Origin of the sequence: Burkholderia sp. Bp9031, from assembly GCF_003857965.1 — a bacterium.
Lineage (GTDB): Bacteria > Pseudomonadota > Gammaproteobacteria > Burkholderiales > Burkholderiaceae > Burkholderia > Burkholderia ambifaria_A.
The window spans coordinates 171,313-188,653 of record NZ_QTPW01000009.1 but is presented as its reverse complement, the minus strand read 5'-3'; the positions used below and the strand labels follow the sequence as shown (position 1 = coordinate 188,653).

The following is a 17,341-nucleotide window of genomic DNA, read 5'->3' as shown; positions in this document are numbered from 1 at the left end:
CTTCGTTTCATTGCCTGCTTCACGCCATGGCTACCTCATCACCCATCGACGCCCGGTTGTCCCGGGCCGACGCATTCGCCGCCGAGCATGGGCTCGCGTGGACGCCGCTGCGCCGCCAGGTCTACGAACGCGTGCTGGCCGCGCAGCGCCCGATCGGCGCGTACGACCTGCTCGCCGAGCTCGAACCGCAGCGCGGCCGCGTGCCGCCCACGACCGTCTATCGCGCGCTGGATTTCCTCGTCGAGCACGGCTTCATCCACCGGATCGAATCGAAGAACGCGTTCTTCGCATGCTGCGAGATCGGCGTGCCGCATGAAGGCCAGTTCCTGATCTGCGATTCGTGCGGCGAGACCGTCGAGATTCCGGGCAGCGACCTCGCGAAGCAGTTGTCCGCGAGCGAGCCTGCGCACGGGTTCGAAGTCCACCACCAGGTCGTCGAGCTGAACGGCCTGTGCGGGCACTGCAAGGGCAAGCCCGCGCAACGCTGACACCGCATCGGGCGGCGTGCAGCGCCGCCCCTTCCAACGAGGAGTTCCATGCCCATTGCCCTGAAGCGCGCGCCGCGGCGCGCCCTGCCGTTTGCCCGCCTGCTGGCCGCCGCGGCTGCCGTGCTGTCGATCGCGGCGCCCGCATTCGCGCAGGCCGCGACCGTCAACGTCGTCGCCGCCGAGAATTTCTATGGCGATGTCGCGTCGCAGATCGGCGGCCGCCATGTCGCGGTCACCAGCATCCTCAGCAATCCCGACCAGGATCCGCACCTGTTCGAAGCGAGCCCAAAGACCGCGCGCGCGCTGCAGCACGCGCAGGTCGTGATCTACAACGGCGCGGACTACGATCCGTGGATGGGCAAGCTGCTCGGCGCGTCGAAGCAGGCGAAGCGCGCGACGATCGTCGTCGCCGATCTCGTCGGCAGGAAGGCCGGCGACAACCCGCACCTGTGGTACGACCCGGCGACCATGCCGGCCGCCGCGCGCGCGATCGCGGCCGAGCTCGGCCGTGCCGACCCTGCGAACAAGGCCGACTACGACGCGAACCTGCAGAAGTTCGTCGCGTCGCTGAAGCCCGTTGACGACAAGGTCGCCGCGCTGCGCGCGCAGTACAAGGGCGTGCCCGTGACGGCCACCGAGCCGGTGTTCGGCTACATGTCCGACGCGATCGGCCTCGACATGCGCAACCAGCGCTTCCAGCTCGCGACGATGAACGACACCGAAGCCAGCGCGCAGGACGTCGCCGCGTTCGAGAACGACCTGCGCAAGAAGCAGGTGCGCGTGCTGATCTACAACAGCCAGGCCGAAGCGCCGATGACCAAGCGCCTGCTGAAGGTCGCGCGCGACGGCGGCGTGCCGAGCGTGAGCGTCACCGAGACGCAGCCTGCCGGCAAGACTTTCCAGCAATGGATGGCCGGCCAGCTCGACGCGCTCGCGGCCGCGCTTTCCACCAGCAAGAAATGACCCACGCAACGACATGACCGCCACTCCTCACGCACTCGCACTCGATCGCGTCACGCTCGAACTGGGCGACCGCACGATCCTGCGCGACGTCAGCTTCTCGATCGAACCCGGCGAATTCGTCGGCGTGCTCGGGCCGAACGGCGCGGGCAAGACGACGCTGATGCGCGCGGTGCTCGGCCTCGTGCCGGTCACGGGCGGCACGCTGTCGGTCGGCGGCATGCCGGTCGTACGCGGCAACGCGTCGATCGGCTACATGCCGCAGATCCGAAGCGGCCTCGCGAATCGCCGGATGCGCGGCTACGACTTCGTCGCGATGGCCGCCGACGGCCATCGCTGGGGGCTGCCGCACACGAACGCCGCAACGCGGCGCGACGTCGACCGCGTGCTCGACCTCGTCGGCGGCCCGACGCTCGCGCGCCGGCCGCTGTCGGAACTGTCGGGCGGCGAGCGGCAGCGCCTGCTGCTCGCGCAATGCCTGCTCGGCAGCCCGAAGCTGCTGCTGCTCGACGAGCCGCTGATCAGCCTCGACCCGAACCACCAGCGCGGCGTCGTCGAACTCGTGCGCAACGTGCAGCGCGAGCTCGGCATCACCGTGCTGTTTTCCGCGCACGAACTGAATCCGCTCCTGAACGCACTCGACCGCGTGCTGTATCTCGGCAACGGCGTCGCGGCGCTCGGCACCGTCGACGAGGTGATCACGAAGCCCGTGCTGTCGCGGCTCTACGGCTCGCCGATCGACGTGATGCGCGTGAACGGCAAGATCTTCGTGATGTCGGGCGACGTCGAAATCGAAAAGCACGATCACGAACACGAGGACGACGACGGCCACTCGCACGGCGGTGGCAATGGCGGCGGCCACGGTCATCACCACCACGGACACGCTCATCCCGGGCATTCGCACGATGTTTGAATACGACTTCATGATCAACGCGTTCGCCGCGTCGGGGATCGTCGCGGTGCTCGCGGGCATCGTCGGCTACTTCCTGGTGCTGCGCGGACAAACCTTCGCCGGCCACGCGCTGTCGCACGTCGGCTTCACCGGTGCGACCGGCGCGGTGCTGCTCGGCATCTCGCCGATCTGGGGGATGGTCGGCTTCACGCTGGCGGCCGGGATCGGGATGGGCGCGCTCGGCGAACGGCTCGCGGGCCGCGACGTCGCGATCGGCGTGATCCTGTCGGGCGCGCTCGGCTTCGGGCTGCTGTTCCTGCACTTCTACACGTCGTTCGCGACGCAGGTCACGGCGCTGCTGTTCGGCAACGTGCTCGCGGTCAGCCACGACACGCTCGCGGTGCTGGCCGGCATCGGCGCGGTGAGCCTCATCGCGCTCGCGCTAATCGCGCGGCCGCTGCTGTTCGCGTCGCTGCAGCCCGAACTGGCCGAAGCCAAGGGCGTGTCGCTGCGCACGGTGTCGATGCTGTTCCTCGCGGTGTGCGCGCTCGCGGTGGCTGCGGCGACGCAGATCGTCGGCGTGCTGCTGGTGTTCACGCTGCTGGTCGGGCCGGCCGCGGCCGCACAGAACGTGTCGACGCGGCTGTCGACCGGCGTGCTGCTCGCCGCGCTGTTCGCGCTGTTCGAGGCGTGGGTCGGGATCGCGCTCGCGTATCACACCGACTGGCCGACGAGCTTCTGGATCACCGCGCTGTCGGCGCTGGTGTATGGGGCAAGTCTGTTGCGGCGTCACACATGACACATACGGCACGGTTACAGTCAGATGAGGCGAGTCGTGTACCGAGCCGCAGTAACCGCATGGGTACTTGTAGCGTCAGTGCTGCTTGCAAGGCTGTGCCTTACTCACGAGTCGTTCGCACTACCGATACCTGAGCGTGCGTGGGCTTGGCTCGTCACGCACGTTCCCGGGTTCTGGGACGGCGAGGCCGGCGACGATCTCGTGATCGTCGTGCATTTGCTGATAGCACTGGCGGTCGTGATGTCTGTGACATGGCTCGCCTTGCGCATGCTGCGAAAGGCGAAGCACCACGCCACCCGATGATGCGAAATGGCGTGGCCAGTTTGTCGCACTAACGCGCCAGCACACGCGCATGATGCGCGATGTGATCGGCGATGAACGTCGAGATGAAGTAGTAGCCGTGGTCGTAGCCCTCGTGGCGGCGCAGCGTCAGCGGTTGCCCAGCCTTCTCGCACGCGGCTTCGAACACGTCCGGATTCAGCTGGTTCGCGAGGAACTGATCGGCGAGGCCCTGGTCGACCAGGATGCCGTCCGCGAACTTCGGCGCATCCGCGCGCGCAACGAGCTCGCTCGCGTCGTGCTGCTTCCACGCGTCGCGGTCCGCGCCCAGGTAGCCCGAGAACGCCTTCTCGCCCCACGGGCAGCGCGTCGGCGCGGCGATCGGCGCGAACGCCGATACCGACCGGTACAGGTCGGGATGACGCAGCGCGAGCGTCAGCGCGCCATGCCCGCCCATCGAGTGACCGAAGATCCCGAGCCGTGCACCGTCGATCGGCAGCTCGGCCGCGACGAGTTCGCGCAGCTCGCCCGTCACGTATGACTCCATCCGATAATGCGTCGACCACGGCGCTTGCGTCGCGTCGACATAGAAGCCCGCGCCGACGCCGAAATCCCACGCGTCGCTCTCGCCCGGCACACCCGCACCGCGCGGGCTCGTATCGGGCATCACGAGCGCGAGACCGTGCTGCGCCGCATACTGCTGCGCGCCGCCCTTGATCGCGAACGTCTCCTCGGTGCATGTGAGCCCCGCGAGGTAGAACAGCGCCGGCACGCGGCCGTGCGCCGCCTGCGGCGGCAGGTACACCGAGAACTTCATCGACAGGCCGATGGCCTTCGAATCGTGGCGATAGAAGCGTTGCTCGCCACCATGGCAAGCATGAGAAGAAACGAGTTCGAGCATGGAGTTCCCTTCCGTTCAATGCAGCACGATCGGGCGAATCGATTCGCCCGACTTCATCGGGTCGCAGCCGTCGCCGAGCGTCTCGAGCGGCAGCGTGTTCGGACCAGGCGCCGGCTTTCACCTTCGCCGCGTCACCCGTATACAAGCACGTGCCGTGCGGCGTCGCATGCGGCACGGCGAAACCGTATCGTGCTCGCCATGATCGCCGATCACGCTACCCGCCGCGCGCGCGAAACAGCCGCCGGCTTGCCGGGACGCGTCATCGCTGACGCAAAACGACAAGTGCCCGAGTTTAAACGCCGGTCGTGAACCACGCATCCGTGCGCGCATACAGATCGACGAAACGCGCATGACGGGCGGCCAGCGCGCGATCGTCGCGCGGCGCGGCGACCGGTGACGCAGCCGGTGCCAGCGTGCGCAGCGCATCTTCGCGCCAGTGTCCGATCGCGACGCCCGCGAGCAGCGCGGCGCCGCGCGTCGCGGCGTTCGGGCAATCGACTGCGTCGAGCGACGCGCCGAGCGCATCCGCGAGCAACTGGCGCCAACGCGGATCGACCGAGCCGCCGCCGGCGAGACGCAGCGTCGTCACCGGATCGGCCCGGTTCGCGTCGCGGATCGCATCGAGCCCCGCGCGCAGCGCGAACGCGACACCTTCGAATGCGGCGCGCATCATCGCGCCGCGCGTGTCGCCGAGCCCGAGGCCGAGCCAGCCGCCGCGCGCATCGGGATTCATCCACGGCGAGCGCTCGCCCGTCAGGTACGGCAGAAAGCAGAGCCGCTCGGACGCCGGCTGCGCGAACGCGTCGTCGTACGCTTCCGGCCAGCCCGAATAGCCGAGCCAGCCGCGCACGGCTTCGAGCGCGATCCCGACGTTCTGCATCGCGGCCATCGTGTAATAGCCGTCGCCGGCCGCCGTGCGATAGCGATGCAGCCCGCGCCGGGCAGGCGGCAACGCATCCGCGAGCACGACGATCTGGCCGCCGCTGCCGGTGGTCAGCAGCGCATCGCCGGCCGCGACGAGCCCGCTGCCGAGCGCCGCGCACGCGGTATCGGCCGCGCCCGTCGCAAGCGGCACGCCGGCCGGCAGCCCGAGCACCGCCGCCGCCTTCGCAGCGAGCACGCCGCAGCGTGCGCCCGACGCCTGCACCGGTGCGAACCGGTCGGCAGGCAGGCCCAGCGAGTCGATCAGCGCCGTATCCCACGCGCCGTCCGGTGTTGCGAGCGCGGTCGCGCACGCATCGCTCGGATCGGCCGCGACCTCACCCCCCAGCGCGATGCGCAGCCAGTCCTTCGGCTGCACGGCACGGTGCGCGGCCCGCAGCGCCTGCGGTTCATGCGCGGCCAGCCAGCGCAACAGCGGGCCCGCCATGCCGGGCGCGACGGGATTCGGCGCATCCTGCCAACCGGCCTCGTCCGCTTCGCGCACCGCGCGCGTATCGGGCCACAGCAGCGCAGGACGCACCGGTTGCCCGGCAGCGTCGATCAGCACGACGCCGTGCATCTGGCCGGAGAAGCCGATCGCGGCGACTTGCTCGCGCTCGTCGGCCGGCAGCCGCGCAGCGGCGCGCACGAGCGCCTGCCACCAGATGTCGGGGGCGATTTCGGCCCAGCCGGGCCGCGGCGACGACAACGCATAGGGTTCGCTCGCAACCGCGCGCTCGACGCCATCGGCATCGAGCGTGACGAGTTTGACGGAGCCGGTACCGAGATCGATTCCGAGCAGGCGCATGACGGGATGGTGTATTCGAGTAGACGAATACCGATGATAGCGGGATCGCGACCCGCGCCCCGATCGATGCGGTGTTTTTGCCGCCGCGGCGGCGCGAAAACGCGGCCGTGCGCGGGCAGTATCACCCGGCTGCACCTCGCGGGCAAAAACAGCCTCTCGCGGGTTAACCCGGCGCGATTTCTCGCAGGTCGTTTTTGCCACTATGCCGCCACTGCGATACACACCATAAAGCCACCTATATTTGACACGGGGGCCCGCACTATTTTGAAGGGCTATAAAACCGGGAAACCTCACTCCAGCGGCAGTTTCCCGATGATCGTCCCCCTGTTCCAGGCCGAAACGGCATATCGAACCAGCAAAGAACGGAATAGAACCCAGCGCTCTTGTTGCGATGGTGCATTCCGCATAACTTCGTATCACCCCGAAAACAAGATCATGGAGTGAGACAGATGCAATCGAACACGGTCCATCCGTGCGATGAGGTGCTGCCGACCGGCAAGCTTGTAACGCTTGGTCTCCAGCACGTCCTCGTCATGTACGCCGGCGCCGTCGCCGTGCCGCTTATCGTCGGCGGCGCGCTGAAGCTGCCGAAAGACCAGATCGCGTTCCTGATCAGCGCCGATCTCTTTTCGTGCGGCATTGCCACGCTGATCCAGACGCTCGGCCTGTGGATCTTCGGAATCCGCTTGCCCGTCATCATGGGCTGCACGTTCGCGGCAGTCGGCCCGATGATCGCGATCGGCACCAACCCCGGCCTCGGCATTCTCGACATCTTCGGCTCGACCATCGCGGCCGGCATCATCGGCATCGTGCTCGCGCCGATGATCGGCAAGCTGTTGCGGTTCTTCCCGCCCGTCGTGGTCGGCACCGTGATCGCGGTGATCGGGCTGTCGCTGATGGAAGTCGGGATCAACTGGGCAGCCGGCGGCGTCGGCAACCCGGAATACGGCAGCCCCGTCTACCTCGGCCTGTCGCTGCTCGTGCTCACGCTGATCCTGCTGATCAACAAGTACGGCCGCGGCTTCCTCGCGAACATCTCGGTGCTGCTCGGCATCGTCGCCGGCTTCGTGATCGCGTTCGCGATCGGCCGCGTGAATACCGACGGCGTGGCGCACGCACCGTGGGTCGGCTTCGTGATGCCGTTCCACTTCGGCCTGCCGCACTTCGACCCGCTGTCGATCGCGACGATGGTCACGGTGATGTTCGTCACGTTCATCGAATCGACCGGCATGTTCCTCGCGGTCGGCGACATGGTCGATCGTCCGGTCAACCAGGAGCGCCTCGTGCGCGGCCTGCGCGTCGACGGCCTCGGCACGCTGATCGGCGGCATCTTCAATTCGTTCCCGCATACGTCGTTCTCGCAGAACGTCGGCCTGATCGGCGTGACGGGCGTGAAGAGCCGGTTCGTCTGCGCGACGGGCGGCGTGATCCTGGTGCTGCTCGGCCTGTTCCCGAAGATGGCGCAGGTCGTCGCGTCGGTGCCGCCGTTCGTGCTCGGCGGCGCGGGCATCGTGATGTTCGGGATGGTGGCGGCCAACGGCATCAAGGTGCTGTCGAAGGTCGACTTCGTGAACAACACGCACAACCTGTTCATCGTCGCCGTGAGCGTCGGCATGGGCCTCGTGCCTGTCGTGTCGCCGCACTTCTTCTCGAAGCTGCCGCCCGCGCTCGCGCCGATCCTGCACAGCGGCATCCTGCTCGCGTCGGCCACGGCCGTGATCCTGAACACCGTGTTCAACGGCGTGAAGGGCGAGAAGGACGCGCGTTGCGACATCCGCCGCGCAGGGCATGACTTCGACGGGCGCCCGGCCGACGTGCATCACTGATCGGCCTGCGCCGGACGCGCCGGAACGCGGCGCGAGACGGTCAATGGAAAACGCCACGGCTTGCCGTGGCGTTTTGCTTTGTGGCGGGCGCAGGAGCGACGTTGACGGCGATGGGATGATGTTCGTGCCGTCACGTGATGCGCCGGTGCGCTGGCGCGGCGGCCGATGGCGGGTCGCAACAACCCCACCGATCGAATGACCGGGCATCCAGGCGGGATCGCAGCGTGTGTCGTCGATCGGTTTCGTCGAGCAACCTGCGTGAACCGAAGAACGACGGTCGGCTCGAACTCGCCACATACCTCACCGCGCACCCTCGACCCACGCGACAAACCTGCCGCACAAAAAAACGCCACGGATTGTCGTCCGTGGCGTTGTCGCATCGCGGGGACCGCGGCGTCGGCGAACCGGAGCGGTCGCCCGCCCCTGCCCGCCGTCGGGCTTATCCGTTCGTCGCCGCTGCCGACGCAGGCGCCGGTGCGGCCGCCTTGTCGTAGTCGACCGTCTGGTCCGGCGCGCGCGGCGTCTCGCCCGCGTGCTGGATCCAGCCGCCGCCCAGCGCACGATACAGATCGACGAGGTTCGTCCAGCGCGCCAGACGCGCGTTGATCAGCGACTGCTGCGCGGTGTACAGATCGGTTTGCGCGGTCAGCACCGACAGGTAGCTGTCGACGCCGTTCTTGTAGCGCAGGTCCGACAGATCGAAACGACGCTGCTGCGCGTGCTCGTTGCGCTCGAGCGCGGCGATCTGCTGGTCGTACGTGCCGCGTGCGGCCAGCCCGTCGGACACTTCGCGGAACGCCGACTGGATCGCCTTCTCGTAGTTGGCGATCTCGATGCGCTTCTGCACGTTCGCGAGGTTCAGGTTCGCGATGTTCTGCCCGCCTTCGAAGATCGGCATCGTGATCTGCGGCGCGAACGACCACGCCGCCGTGCCGGCCTTGAACAGGCCGCCGAGCGTCGGGCTCGCGGTACCGAACGCGCCCGTCAGCGAGATGCGCGGGAAGAACGCCGCGCGCGCCGCACCGATGTTCGCGTTCGCGGCGAGGAGCGTCTGCTCGGCCTGCATCACGTCCGGACGGCGCGTGAGCAGGTCCGACGGCAGACCGGCCGGCACGTCGGTCAGCAGGTTCTGCGCGTCGAGCGGCATGCCCGCCGGCAGATCGTCCGGCAGCGGCTCGCCGATCAGCAGCACCAGCGCGTTCAGCGCCTGCGCGCGCGCGCGCGCCTGCGCCTGCTGGTTGGACAGCGCCTGCTCGACCACCGTCTGCGCCTGACGCAGCTCGAGCTCGGAGCCCGTGCCGTTGTCGAACTGCAGCTTCGTCAGGTCGTACGACGCCTGCGCGGTCTTCAGCGTGTTTTCCGTGACCTTCAGCAGGTCGTCGGTCGACAGCAGCGTCAGGTATTGATCCGCGACCTGCGACACGAGCGAGATCTCGGTGCCCTGCCGCGCGTACGACGTCGACAGGTATTGCGCGAGCGCCTGGTCCTTCAGGCTCTGGATCCGGCCGAACAAGTCGAGCTCCCACGACGCGGACAGGCCGACGTTGTAGGTGGTCGTGATGTTGCGGCCCGGCACCGCCGTCAGCGAATTCGGCAACCGCTGACGATTGCCGGTGCCCGTCGCATCGAGCGTCGGGAACAGCCCGGCGCGCGTGATCTGGTACTGCGCGCGCGCCGCCTCGATGTTCAGCACTGCCACGCGCAGGTCGCGGTTGTTCTTCAGCGCGATCTCGATCAGCCGCTGCAGGCGCGGATCGACGAAGAATTCGCGCCAGCCGATGGCGGTCGCCGCCTGGCCGTTCGCGCTGCGCGCGCCGGCAGCACCCGGCTGCGTCGCATAGACGCCACCGGCCGGGTACGCCTGCGCGACGGGCGCATCGGGCCGCGTGTAATGCGGCGCCAGCGTGCAGCCCGTGGCCAGGAGCGCGACCGCGATTGCAGTCAAAGCGTGTTTTTGCATCATCACTGTCCCTTGTTGCCTTCGTCACCGTTGCCCGGCGTCTCTTCGTGGTGCGAGTGCTCCTGAGCCAGGCGCAGCGCCTCGTCGACGTCTTCCTTCTCGCCGCTGAAGATCGCACGGATCTTCACGAAGAACATCGGGATCATGAAGATCGCGAGGAACGTCGCCGTGATCATCCCGCCGATCACGCCGGTACCGATCGCGTGCTGGCTGGCCGAGCCCGCGCCGTTGCTGATCGCGAGCGGCATCACGCCGAGAATGAACGCGAGCGACGTCATCAGGATCGGACGCAGCCGCAGGCGCGCCGCTTCCAGCGCGGCCTCGATCGGCCCCATCTTCTCCGTCTGCTGCAGTTCGCGCGCGAACTCGACGATCAGGATCGCGTTCTTCGCGGACAAGCCCACCGTGGTCAACAGGCCGACCTGGAAGAACACGTCGTTCTCGAGACCGCGCATCGTCGCCGCCAGCAGTGCGCCGATCACGCCGAGCGGCACCACCATGATCACCGAGAACGGGATCGACCAGCTTTCATACAGTGCCGCCAGACACAGGAACACGACCAGGATCGAGATCGCGTACAGGATCGGCGCCTGCGAGCCCGACTGGATTTCCTGGAACGACAGGCCGGTCCACGAATAGCCGATACCGACCGGCAGCTTCTTCGCGAGCCCTTCCATCGCGGTCATCGCCTGACCGGTCGACTTGCCCGGCGCGGCCTGACCCTGGATTTCCATCGCGGACACGCCGTTGTAGCGCTCGAGCTTCGGCGAACCATACGTCCAGTGACCGGTCGCGAACGAACTGAACGGCACCATCCCGCCCGACCCGTTGCGCACGTACCAGATGTTCAGGTCTTCCGGCGTCATCCGGAACGGCGCGTCCGACTGCACGTACACCTTCTTGATCCGGCCGTCGGTATCGAGGAAGTTGTTCACGTACTTCGACGCCCACGCGATCGAGAACGTCTGGTCGATCGCATCCGCCGTCACGCCGAGCGCGTTCGCCTTCTCGCGATCGATGTCGACCTTGTACTGCGGCGTATCGTTCAGCCCGTTCGGACGCACGCCCTGCAGCGTCGGCTCCTTCGCGGCCATCCCGAGCAGCTGGTTACGCGCGGCCATCAGCGCGTCGTGGCCGAGACCGGCGTTGTCCGTCAGCTCGAAGTCGAAGCCGGCGGCGGTACCGAGCTCCGGAATCGACGGCGGGTTGAACGGGATCACGATCGCGTCCTTGTAGCCCGAATAGCGGCCGAACATCCGGCCGATCAGCGCCTGGACCTTCTGGTTCGCGTGCTGACGCTGCGAGTAGTCCTTCAGCTTCACGAACACGAGACCGGAGTTCTGGCCGCGGCCGGCGAAGCTGAAGCCGTTGACCGTGAACGCCGACTCGACGATTTCCTTCTCGTCCTTCAGCAGGTAGTCGGAAATGTTCGCGAGCGTCTTCGCGGTCGTTTCCTGCGTCGAACCCGACGGCGTCTGCACGATCACGAACATCAGGCCCTGGTCTTCATCGGGCAGGAACGACTTCGGCAGGCGCACGAACAGCAGCCCGACCGCGACGATCACGACCAGATAGATGATGAGCCAGCGGCCCGAGCGCTTGATCACGTGGTGCACGCCGACGTGGTACTTGTCGCGGCTGTTGTTGAACGTGCGGTTGAACCAGCCGAAGAAGCCCTTCTTCTCTTCGTGATGGCCCTGCGGGATCGGCTTGAGGATCGTCGCGCACAGCGCGGGCGTCAGAATCAACGCGACCAGCACCGACAGCACCATCGCCGACACGATCGTCAGCGAGAACTGGCGATAGATCGCGCCGACCGAACCGCCGGAGAACGCGACCGGCACGAACACCGCCGACAGCACGAGCGCCACGCCGACGAGTGCGCCGGTGATCTGGCCCATCGCCTTGCGGGTCGCCTCCTTCGGCGACAGCCCCTCTTCCGCCATCACGCGCTCGACGTTCTCCACCACCACGATCGCATCGTCCACCAGCAGGCCGATCGCGAGCACGAGGCCGAACATCGACAGCGTATTGATCGAGAAGCCCACCAGCGACATGATCGCGAACGTGCCGAGCAGCACCACCGGCACCGCGATCGTCGGGATGATCGTCGCCCGCAGGTTCTGCAGGAACAGATACATCACGAGGAACACGAGCACGATACCTTCGAGCAGCGTCTTGACCACTTCCTCGATCGACAGCTTCACGAACGGCGTCGTGTCGTACGGATACTTCACGACGAGGCCGTGCGGGAAGAACGGTGCGAGCTCGTCGATCTTCGCGCGCACGGCCTTCGCGGTCGCGAGCGCGTTCGCGTTGGTCGCGAGCTGGATACCGAGTGCCGCGGTCGGCTGACCGTTGTACTTCGTGTCGAAGTTGTAGTTTTCGCCGCCGAGGCCGATCTGCGCGACGTCCTTCAGGCGAACCTGCGAGCCGTCCTGGTTGACCTTCAGCAGGATGTTGCCGAACTGCTCGGGCGTCTGCAGCAGCGTCGATTCGGTGATCGTCGCCTGCAGCACGGTGCCCGGCTTGGCCGGCGTGCCGCCGATCTGGCCGCCCGCGACCTGCACGTTCTGCGCGGTGATCGCGCTCGTCACGTCGACCGGCGTGAGGCCGTAGTTCGTCAGGCGGGTCGGGTCGAGCCAGATCCGCATCGCGTACTGCGAGCCGAACAGCGTGACGGTGCCGACGCCGTTCAACCGGCTGATCGGATCCTTCACGTGCGACGCCACGAAGTTCGCGAGGTCATACTTGTTCATGCTGCCGTCTTCGGAGTTGAAGGCGAGCACCAGCAGGAAGCTGCTGCTCGACTTCGTCACCGACAGGCCCAGCTGCTGCACGACCTGCGGCAGAACCGGCGTCGCGAGCGACAGCTTGTTCTGCACCTGGACCTGCGCGATGTCCGCGTTGGTGCCCGGCGCGAACGTCAGCGTGATCGTCGCGTTGCCCGAGTCGTCACTGGTCGACGACATGTACAGGAAGTGGTCGAGACCGCTCATCTGCTGCTCGATCACCTGCGTCACCGTGTCTTCCACCGTCTTCGCGGAAGCGCCCGGGTAGTTCGCGGTGATCTGGATCGATGGCGGCGCGATCGTCGGATACTGCGAGATCGGCAGCGTGAAGATCGCCGCAACCCCGGCCAGCATCAGGATGATGGCGATCACCCACGCGAAGATCGGGCGATCGATAAAAAACTTTGCCATGAAACAGGCTCCCTGTTATTGCGCGCTCGAAGCAGCGGCGGCACTCGCCGGCGCTGCGCCCGATGCGGCTGCACCCGAGACGGCTGCGCCCGAAGCAGCTGTGGCGCCCGAACCGGCGGCGGCCGGCGCGGCCGATGCGGCGGCACCCGATGCGGCATTGGCGGCCGGCAGCTGCGCCGCGACCGACTTCACGGTCGCGCCCGGACGAACCTTGTCGACGCCCTGCACGACCACGCGGTCGCCCGCCTGCAGGCCACCTTCGACGACCCAGTTCTGACCCTGCATGCCGGTCGTCTTCAGCGGACGCGGCTCGACCTTGTTGCTCGCGTTCACGACCATCGCGATCGCCTGGCCCTTCTGGTCATGCGTGACGCCGATCTGCGGCACCAGGAACGCGTTCTCGTTCACGCCTTCCTCGATCCGTGCGCGCACGAACATCCCCGGCAGCAGCACGCGGCCCGGGTTCGGGAACACCGCGCGGATCGTCACCGAGCCGGTGGTCTGGTCGACCGTCACGTCCGAGAACTGCAGCTTGCCGGCGTCCGAATAGGTCTTGCCGTCTTCGAGGATCAGCGACACCTTCGCCGCGCCCGGGCCGCTCGTCTTCAAGCGGCCGCTCTGCACGTCCTGGCGCAGCTTGAGCCCGTCGAGGCTCGACTGCGTGAGGTCGACGTAGACCGGATCGAGCTGCTGCACCGTCGACATCAGCGTTGCCTGGCTCGCCTGCACGTAGGCGCCCGGCGTCACTTGCGAAATGCCGACGCGGCCGGTGATCGGCGACACGACGTCCGTATAGCCGAGGTTGATCTGCGCGGTGTCGACCGCTGCCTTGCCGGCCGCGACATCCGCCGCGGCCTGCCCTTGAGTGGCCACCGCGTTGTCGTAGTCCTGCTTGCTGACCGCGTTCGCGGCCACCAGCACCTTGTAGCGCGCGAGCAGCGCGTTCTGCGTGGCGAGGTTCGCCTGCGCCTTCGCGAGCGTCGCCTTCGCGCTGTTCAGGGCGGCGACGTACGGCGCCGGGTCGATCTTGTAGAGGCGCTGGCCGGCCTTGACGTCGCTGCCTTCGGTGAATTCACGGCGCAGCACGATGCCGTCGACCCGTGCGCGGACCTGCGCGACCAGGAACGCGCTGGTGCGGCCCGGCAGTTCGGTGAAGACCGCTACGGATTGCGGCTGGACGGTGACGACGCCGACTTCCGGCGTTTGCGGCGGCGGTGCCGATTCTTTTTTCCCGCACGCGGCCAGGAAAACGGCGGCCGTCGCGACAGTGAGTAAGCGGTATGGAACCCGTTCGACGCGCATGGAGCGACCTCTGTGTATAACCATTGGAATGAGTGCGGCGCCCGAACGGAGCGCCACACGGATGCGCCTCGCGGCGCAGATCGAACACCTGAATTGCTGGACTACTGGATACAGCAAGTCGGCACGAGACCTCCATGCCGACGAGATGCCGCGAACTGCGGACTGGTACTTTGGCGGGAATCAGCAGAGTGGGATATTAACTGATTGCCACTTTGGCCATTCGATCGTAGGGTGGTATTGTATATACATTCACGAATGTATGTAAAAAGCCCGCTCGCCCGCCGCCGACCGTCAAGTCTTACGAATTATTACCAGTCGCAAGCATAGCGACTCCTCGCAACGGCGACGAGGGTTACAGACCCTATATTCACCTACGATCGATCCATTCAGGCCTGCACATGGTCAGACGCACCAAGGAGGAGGCACTCGAGACGCGCAACCGCATTCTCGACGCTGCCGAACACGTGTTCTTCGAGAAGGGCGTGTCGCACACGTCGCTCGCGGACATCGCCCAGCACGCCGGCGTGACGCGCGGCGCGATCTACTGGCATTTCGCGAACAAGAGCGAGCTGTTCGATGCGATGTTCGACCGCGTGTTCCTGCCGATCGACGAGCTCAAGCGCATGCCGCTCGATGCACCGGGCGGCAATCCGCTCGAGAAGATCCGCAAGATCCTGATCTGGTGCCTGCTCGGGGTGCAGCGCGACTCGCAGTTGCGGCGCGTGTTCAGCATCCTGTTCATGAAGTGCGAATACGTCGCGGACATGGAGCCGCTGCTGCAACGCAACCGCGCGGGAATGAGCGAGGCGCTGCATGCGATCGATGCCGATCTCGCGGGCGCCGTGCGGCTCAAGCTGCTGCCCGAGCGGCTCGACACGTGGCGCGCGACGCTGATGCTGCACACGCTCGTCAGCGGCTTCGTGCGCGACATGCTGATGCTGCCCGACGAGATCGATGCCGAGCAGCATGCGGAACAGCTCGTCGACGGCTGCTTCGACATGATGCGCTACAGCCCGGCGATGCTGAAAACGGGCGACTGACCGGCGCTTCCCCTCACGGCGTGATGCGCGCCTTCATCGTCATCGGTGGCCGGGCGACCCGGCCCCGCATGGGCGGCAGCGCCGCTCCGCCCGGCAGCCCCTTCTCACTCCAGTTCGCTCAGGCCGCCTTCGCGCGCTGCGCGCGGGCCCGCCGGTTCGATGCGGCCACCGAATCGCGCTTCGGCATCGCCGCGCCGCCGAGTCCCGCGATCCAGGCATCGGTCGACATCACGGCCGCGAAATTCGACTGGAACACCACCGTGTACGCGCGGTGAATCTCTTCGGCACTCGCCGCACCCGCTTCGTTCTCGTACGGCAACGCGCCCGTCGCGTCCGCCAGATACTCGACGGCGAGCCCCGCATGCGCCGCGTGATAGACCGTCGACGCATTGCAGTTGTGCGTCATGTAGCCGGCGACCGCGAGCGTGTCGATGCCGTGCGCATCGAGCCACGCGGCGAGATCGGTGCCGGCGAACGCGCTGGCCTGCGCCTTCACGATCAGGTGCGCATGGGGCCGGTCGGCGACGACCGGATGCAGCGCGACGCCGTCCGTGCCGGGCGCGAAGATCGGTGCACCAGCCGGCGCGACGTGCTGGACGACGATCACGGGCACGCCGGCCGCATGCGCGGCATCGATCGCGCGGCCGATGTTCGCGAGCGACGCGTCGACGCTCGGATACTCGATCGGCAGGTTGCCCGTCACGTATTCGTTCTGGACATCGATCACGATCAGGGCACGGCGGGCAGCGGCAGGCGATGCGGGGTTGGACATGGCAGGCTCCGGGTTCGGGTGCCGCCCCGCTCCGGAACGGGGCGGTCAGCAGCACGATGCGATGCATTGTCGGATCGCATCGCACCGGTGGACAGTGGCCCGATTGCCATTCTTCGATAGAATCGGGCCATCACCATTCCGGAGCCCGCCATGCGTGCCGCTGCGTCGTCCGTTGCCGTTGCCCCGACCGTCGTCGCCGTGATCGCGTACGACGGCATCAGCCCGTTCCACCTGTCGGTGCCGTCCGCCGTGTTCGGCAAGGAGCGCGATGCGGCCGCGACGCCCGCGCTCGATTTCCGCGTCTGTTCGGCCGAGCGCGGCCCGCTGTCGACCACCGGTGGCTTCGCGATCACCGCGCCGTACGGGCTCGACGCGCTCGACGACGCGGACATCGTCATCGTGCCGGCGTGGCGCGATCCCGACGAAACACCACCGGACGCGCTGGTCGACGCGGTACGCACGGCCGCCGCGCGCGGCGCGCAGGTCGTCGGCCTGTGCCTCGGCGCGTACGTGCTCGCCACGGCCGGGCTGCTCGACGGGCGTCCGGCCACGACGCACTGGGCGTGGGCCGACGACTTCGCGCGGCGTTTTCCGCGCGTGAAGCTCGACCCCGACGTGCTGTACGTCGACGACGGCAACCTGATGACGTCGGCCGGCACGGCCGCTGGGCTCGACTGCTGCCTGCACGTCGTGCGGCGCCGCTTCGGCTCGGAGGCCGCGAACCGGATCGCGCGCCGTCTCGTAATCCCGCCGCACCGCCAGGGCGGACAGGCGCAATACGTGCCGCAGCCGGTCGCCGCGCATCCGCGCGACGCACGGCTCGCGGGCCTGCTCGACTGGGTGCGCACGCATCTCGACGTCGCGCACAGTGTGGACTCTCTCGCCGAGCGCGTGCTGATGAGCCGGCGCACGTTCACGCGTCATTTCCGCCAGGCGACGGGCACGACCGTGACCGCGTGGCTGCAGGCCGAGCGGCTCACGCGCGCGCAGCATCTGCTGGAAACCACCGGACAATCGATCGACGCGATCGCGCAGGCGGCGGGCTACGGCTCGAGCGTGTCGCTGCGCCAGCATTTCGCGGGCGCGCTCGGCACGTCGCCGTCGGCGTATCGAAGGGAATTTCGCGGCGCCGGGCCCGACCCGCGGCGCCAGTGACCACCACGCCGCCGCAGGCGGTCGGCCGGGCAACG

13 protein-coding genes are annotated in these 17,341 nt (G+C 67.5%); 7 read left to right on the top strand and 6 right to left on the bottom strand.

Translation table 11 applies throughout. From position 1 onward, the window contains the following. The first annotated feature begins 26 nt into the window (after positions 1-26). From DIE15_RS14980 to DIE15_RS14965, 4 genes are read left to right on the top strand one after another with little or no spacing between them, the layout of a single operon-like run. Positions 27-488: a Fur family transcriptional regulator gene (locus DIE15_RS14980; protein ID WP_014896195.1), complete on the top strand. Its 462-nt coding sequence runs from the start codon at positions 27-29 to the stop codon at positions 486-488. Positions 489-536: 48 nt separating this feature from the next. Further along, a complete protein-coding gene (locus DIE15_RS14975) occupies positions 537-1,451 on the top strand; it encodes a metal ABC transporter solute-binding protein (protein WP_124833678.1) in 915 nt (304 codons plus the stop codon). A 13-nt stretch (positions 1,452-1,464) separates the two neighbouring features. Continuing rightward, positions 1,465-2,361 carry an ABC transporter ATP-binding protein gene (locus tag DIE15_RS14970; RefSeq protein ID WP_124833677.1) on the top strand — a complete coding sequence of 299 codons (897 nt, stop codon included), beginning with the start codon at positions 1,465-1,467 and terminating at the stop codon, positions 2,359-2,361. Beyond that, on the top strand, positions 2,354-3,139 hold the full coding sequence (locus DIE15_RS14965) for a metal ABC transporter permease (protein ID WP_124833676.1): 786 nt from the start codon (positions 2,354-2,356) through the stop codon (positions 3,137-3,139). Before DIE15_RS14970 ends, DIE15_RS14965 begins: the two co-directional genes overlap by 8 nt. A 331-nt stretch (positions 3,140-3,470) precedes the next feature. Here the strand turns inward: DIE15_RS14965 and fghA are convergent, their stop codons facing one another. Then, complete coding sequence (fghA, locus tag DIE15_RS14955) at positions 3,471-4,319, bottom strand: S-formylglutathione hydrolase (RefSeq protein WP_057929291.1); 849 nt, start codon at positions 4,317-4,319, stop codon at positions 3,471-3,473. A gap of 292 nt (positions 4,320-4,611) precedes the next feature. Further along, entirely contained in the window at positions 4,612-6,048 is a 1,437-nt protein-coding gene (locus DIE15_RS14950) for a xylulokinase (RefSeq protein WP_124833675.1), read from the bottom strand. Between the two features lie 449 nt (positions 6,049-6,497). On the opposite strand from DIE15_RS14950, the gene DIE15_RS14945 reads away from it, so the two are divergent. Further along, a complete protein-coding gene (locus tag DIE15_RS14945; RefSeq protein ID WP_185734468.1) occupies positions 6,498-7,874 on the top strand; it encodes a nucleobase:cation symporter-2 family protein in 1,377 nt (458 codons plus the stop codon). A gap of 439 nt (positions 7,875-8,313) precedes the next feature. On the opposite strand, the gene DIE15_RS14940 is transcribed toward DIE15_RS14945, so the two are convergent. The 3 genes from DIE15_RS14940 to DIE15_RS14930 are packed head-to-tail and all read right to left on the bottom strand — an operon-like array spanning position 8,314 to position 14,339. Beyond that, positions 8,314-9,837: an efflux transporter outer membrane subunit gene (locus tag DIE15_RS14940; RefSeq protein ID WP_057929294.1), complete on the bottom strand. Its 1,524-nt coding sequence runs from the start codon at positions 9,835-9,837 to the stop codon at positions 8,314-8,316. Next, complete coding sequence (bpeB, locus tag DIE15_RS14935) at positions 9,837-13,037, bottom strand: efflux RND transporter permease BpeB (RefSeq protein ID WP_057929295.1); 3,201 nt, start codon at positions 13,035-13,037, stop codon at positions 9,837-9,839. Before bpeB ends, DIE15_RS14940 begins: the two co-directional genes overlap by 1 nt. A gap of 15 nt (positions 13,038-13,052) precedes the next feature. Next, the gene (locus DIE15_RS14930; RefSeq protein ID WP_124833673.1) at positions 13,053-14,339 is read right to left on the bottom strand and encodes an efflux RND transporter periplasmic adaptor subunit; all 1,287 of its coding nucleotides are present in this window, start codon (positions 14,337-14,339) and stop codon (positions 13,053-13,055) included. Between the two features lie 398 nt (positions 14,340-14,737). Here DIE15_RS14930 and DIE15_RS14925 point away from each other — a divergent pair, with 398 nt between their 5' ends. Next, entirely contained in the window at positions 14,738-15,379 is a 642-nt protein-coding gene (locus tag DIE15_RS14925; protein WP_057929297.1) for a TetR family transcriptional regulator, read from the top strand. A 118-nt stretch (positions 15,380-15,497) separates the two neighbouring features. On the opposite strand, the gene DIE15_RS14920 is transcribed toward DIE15_RS14925, so the two are convergent. After that, positions 15,498-16,151 (bottom strand): cysteine hydrolase family protein, encoded by a 654-nt coding sequence (locus DIE15_RS14920; protein WP_057929298.1) that lies wholly within the window; start codon positions 16,149-16,151, stop codon positions 15,498-15,500. Positions 16,152-16,301: 150 nt separating this feature from the next. Between DIE15_RS14920 and DIE15_RS14915 the strand changes: the two genes are divergently transcribed. Continuing rightward, positions 16,302-17,306, top strand: a complete 1,005-nt coding sequence (locus tag DIE15_RS14915) for a helix-turn-helix domain-containing protein (RefSeq protein WP_124833672.1) — start codon at positions 16,302-16,304, stop codon at positions 17,304-17,306. Positions 17,307-17,341 lie beyond the last annotated feature (35 nt).

What these genes read in the sequence shown, in the direction of transcription:
- bpeB (WP_057929295.1), bottom strand. Translation starts at nt 13,037, where the DNA reads ATGGCAAAGTTTTTTATCGATCGCCCGATCTTCGCGTGGGTGATCGCC.
- DIE15_RS14915 (WP_124833672.1), top strand. Translation starts at nt 16,302, where the DNA reads ATGCGTGCCGCTGCGTCGTCCGTTGCCGTTGCCCCGACCGTCGTCGCC.
- DIE15_RS14965 (WP_124833676.1), top strand. Translation starts at nt 2,354, where the DNA reads ATGTTTGAATACGACTTCATGATCAACGCGTTCGCCGCGTCGGGGATC.
- DIE15_RS14920 (WP_057929298.1), bottom strand. Translation starts at nt 16,151, where the DNA reads ATGTCCAACCCCGCATCGCCTGCCGCTGCCCGCCGTGCCCTGATCGTG.
- DIE15_RS14975 (WP_124833678.1), top strand. Translation starts at nt 537, where the DNA reads ATGCCCATTGCCCTGAAGCGCGCGCCGCGGCGCGCCCTGCCGTTTGCC.
- fghA (WP_057929291.1), bottom strand. Translation starts at nt 4,319, where the DNA reads ATGCTCGAACTCGTTTCTTCTCATGCTTGCCATGGTGGCGAGCAACGC.
- DIE15_RS14925 (WP_057929297.1), top strand. Translation starts at nt 14,738, where the DNA reads ATGGTCAGACGCACCAAGGAGGAGGCACTCGAGACGCGCAACCGCATT.
- DIE15_RS14970 (WP_124833677.1), top strand. Translation starts at nt 1,465, where the DNA reads ATGACCGCCACTCCTCACGCACTCGCACTCGATCGCGTCACGCTCGAA.
- DIE15_RS14930 (WP_124833673.1), bottom strand. Translation starts at nt 14,339, where the DNA reads ATGCGCGTCGAACGGGTTCCATACCGCTTACTCACTGTCGCGACGGCC.
- DIE15_RS14945 (WP_185734468.1), top strand. Translation starts at nt 6,498, where the DNA reads ATGCAATCGAACACGGTCCATCCGTGCGATGAGGTGCTGCCGACCGGC.
- DIE15_RS14950 (WP_124833675.1), bottom strand. Translation starts at nt 6,048, where the DNA reads ATGCGCCTGCTCGGAATCGATCTCGGTACCGGCTCCGTCAAACTCGTC.
- DIE15_RS14940 (WP_057929294.1), bottom strand. Translation starts at nt 9,837, where the DNA reads ATGATGCAAAAACACGCTTTGACTGCAATCGCGGTCGCGCTCCTGGCC.
- DIE15_RS14980 (WP_014896195.1), top strand. Translation starts at nt 27, where the DNA reads ATGGCTACCTCATCACCCATCGACGCCCGGTTGTCCCGGGCCGACGCA.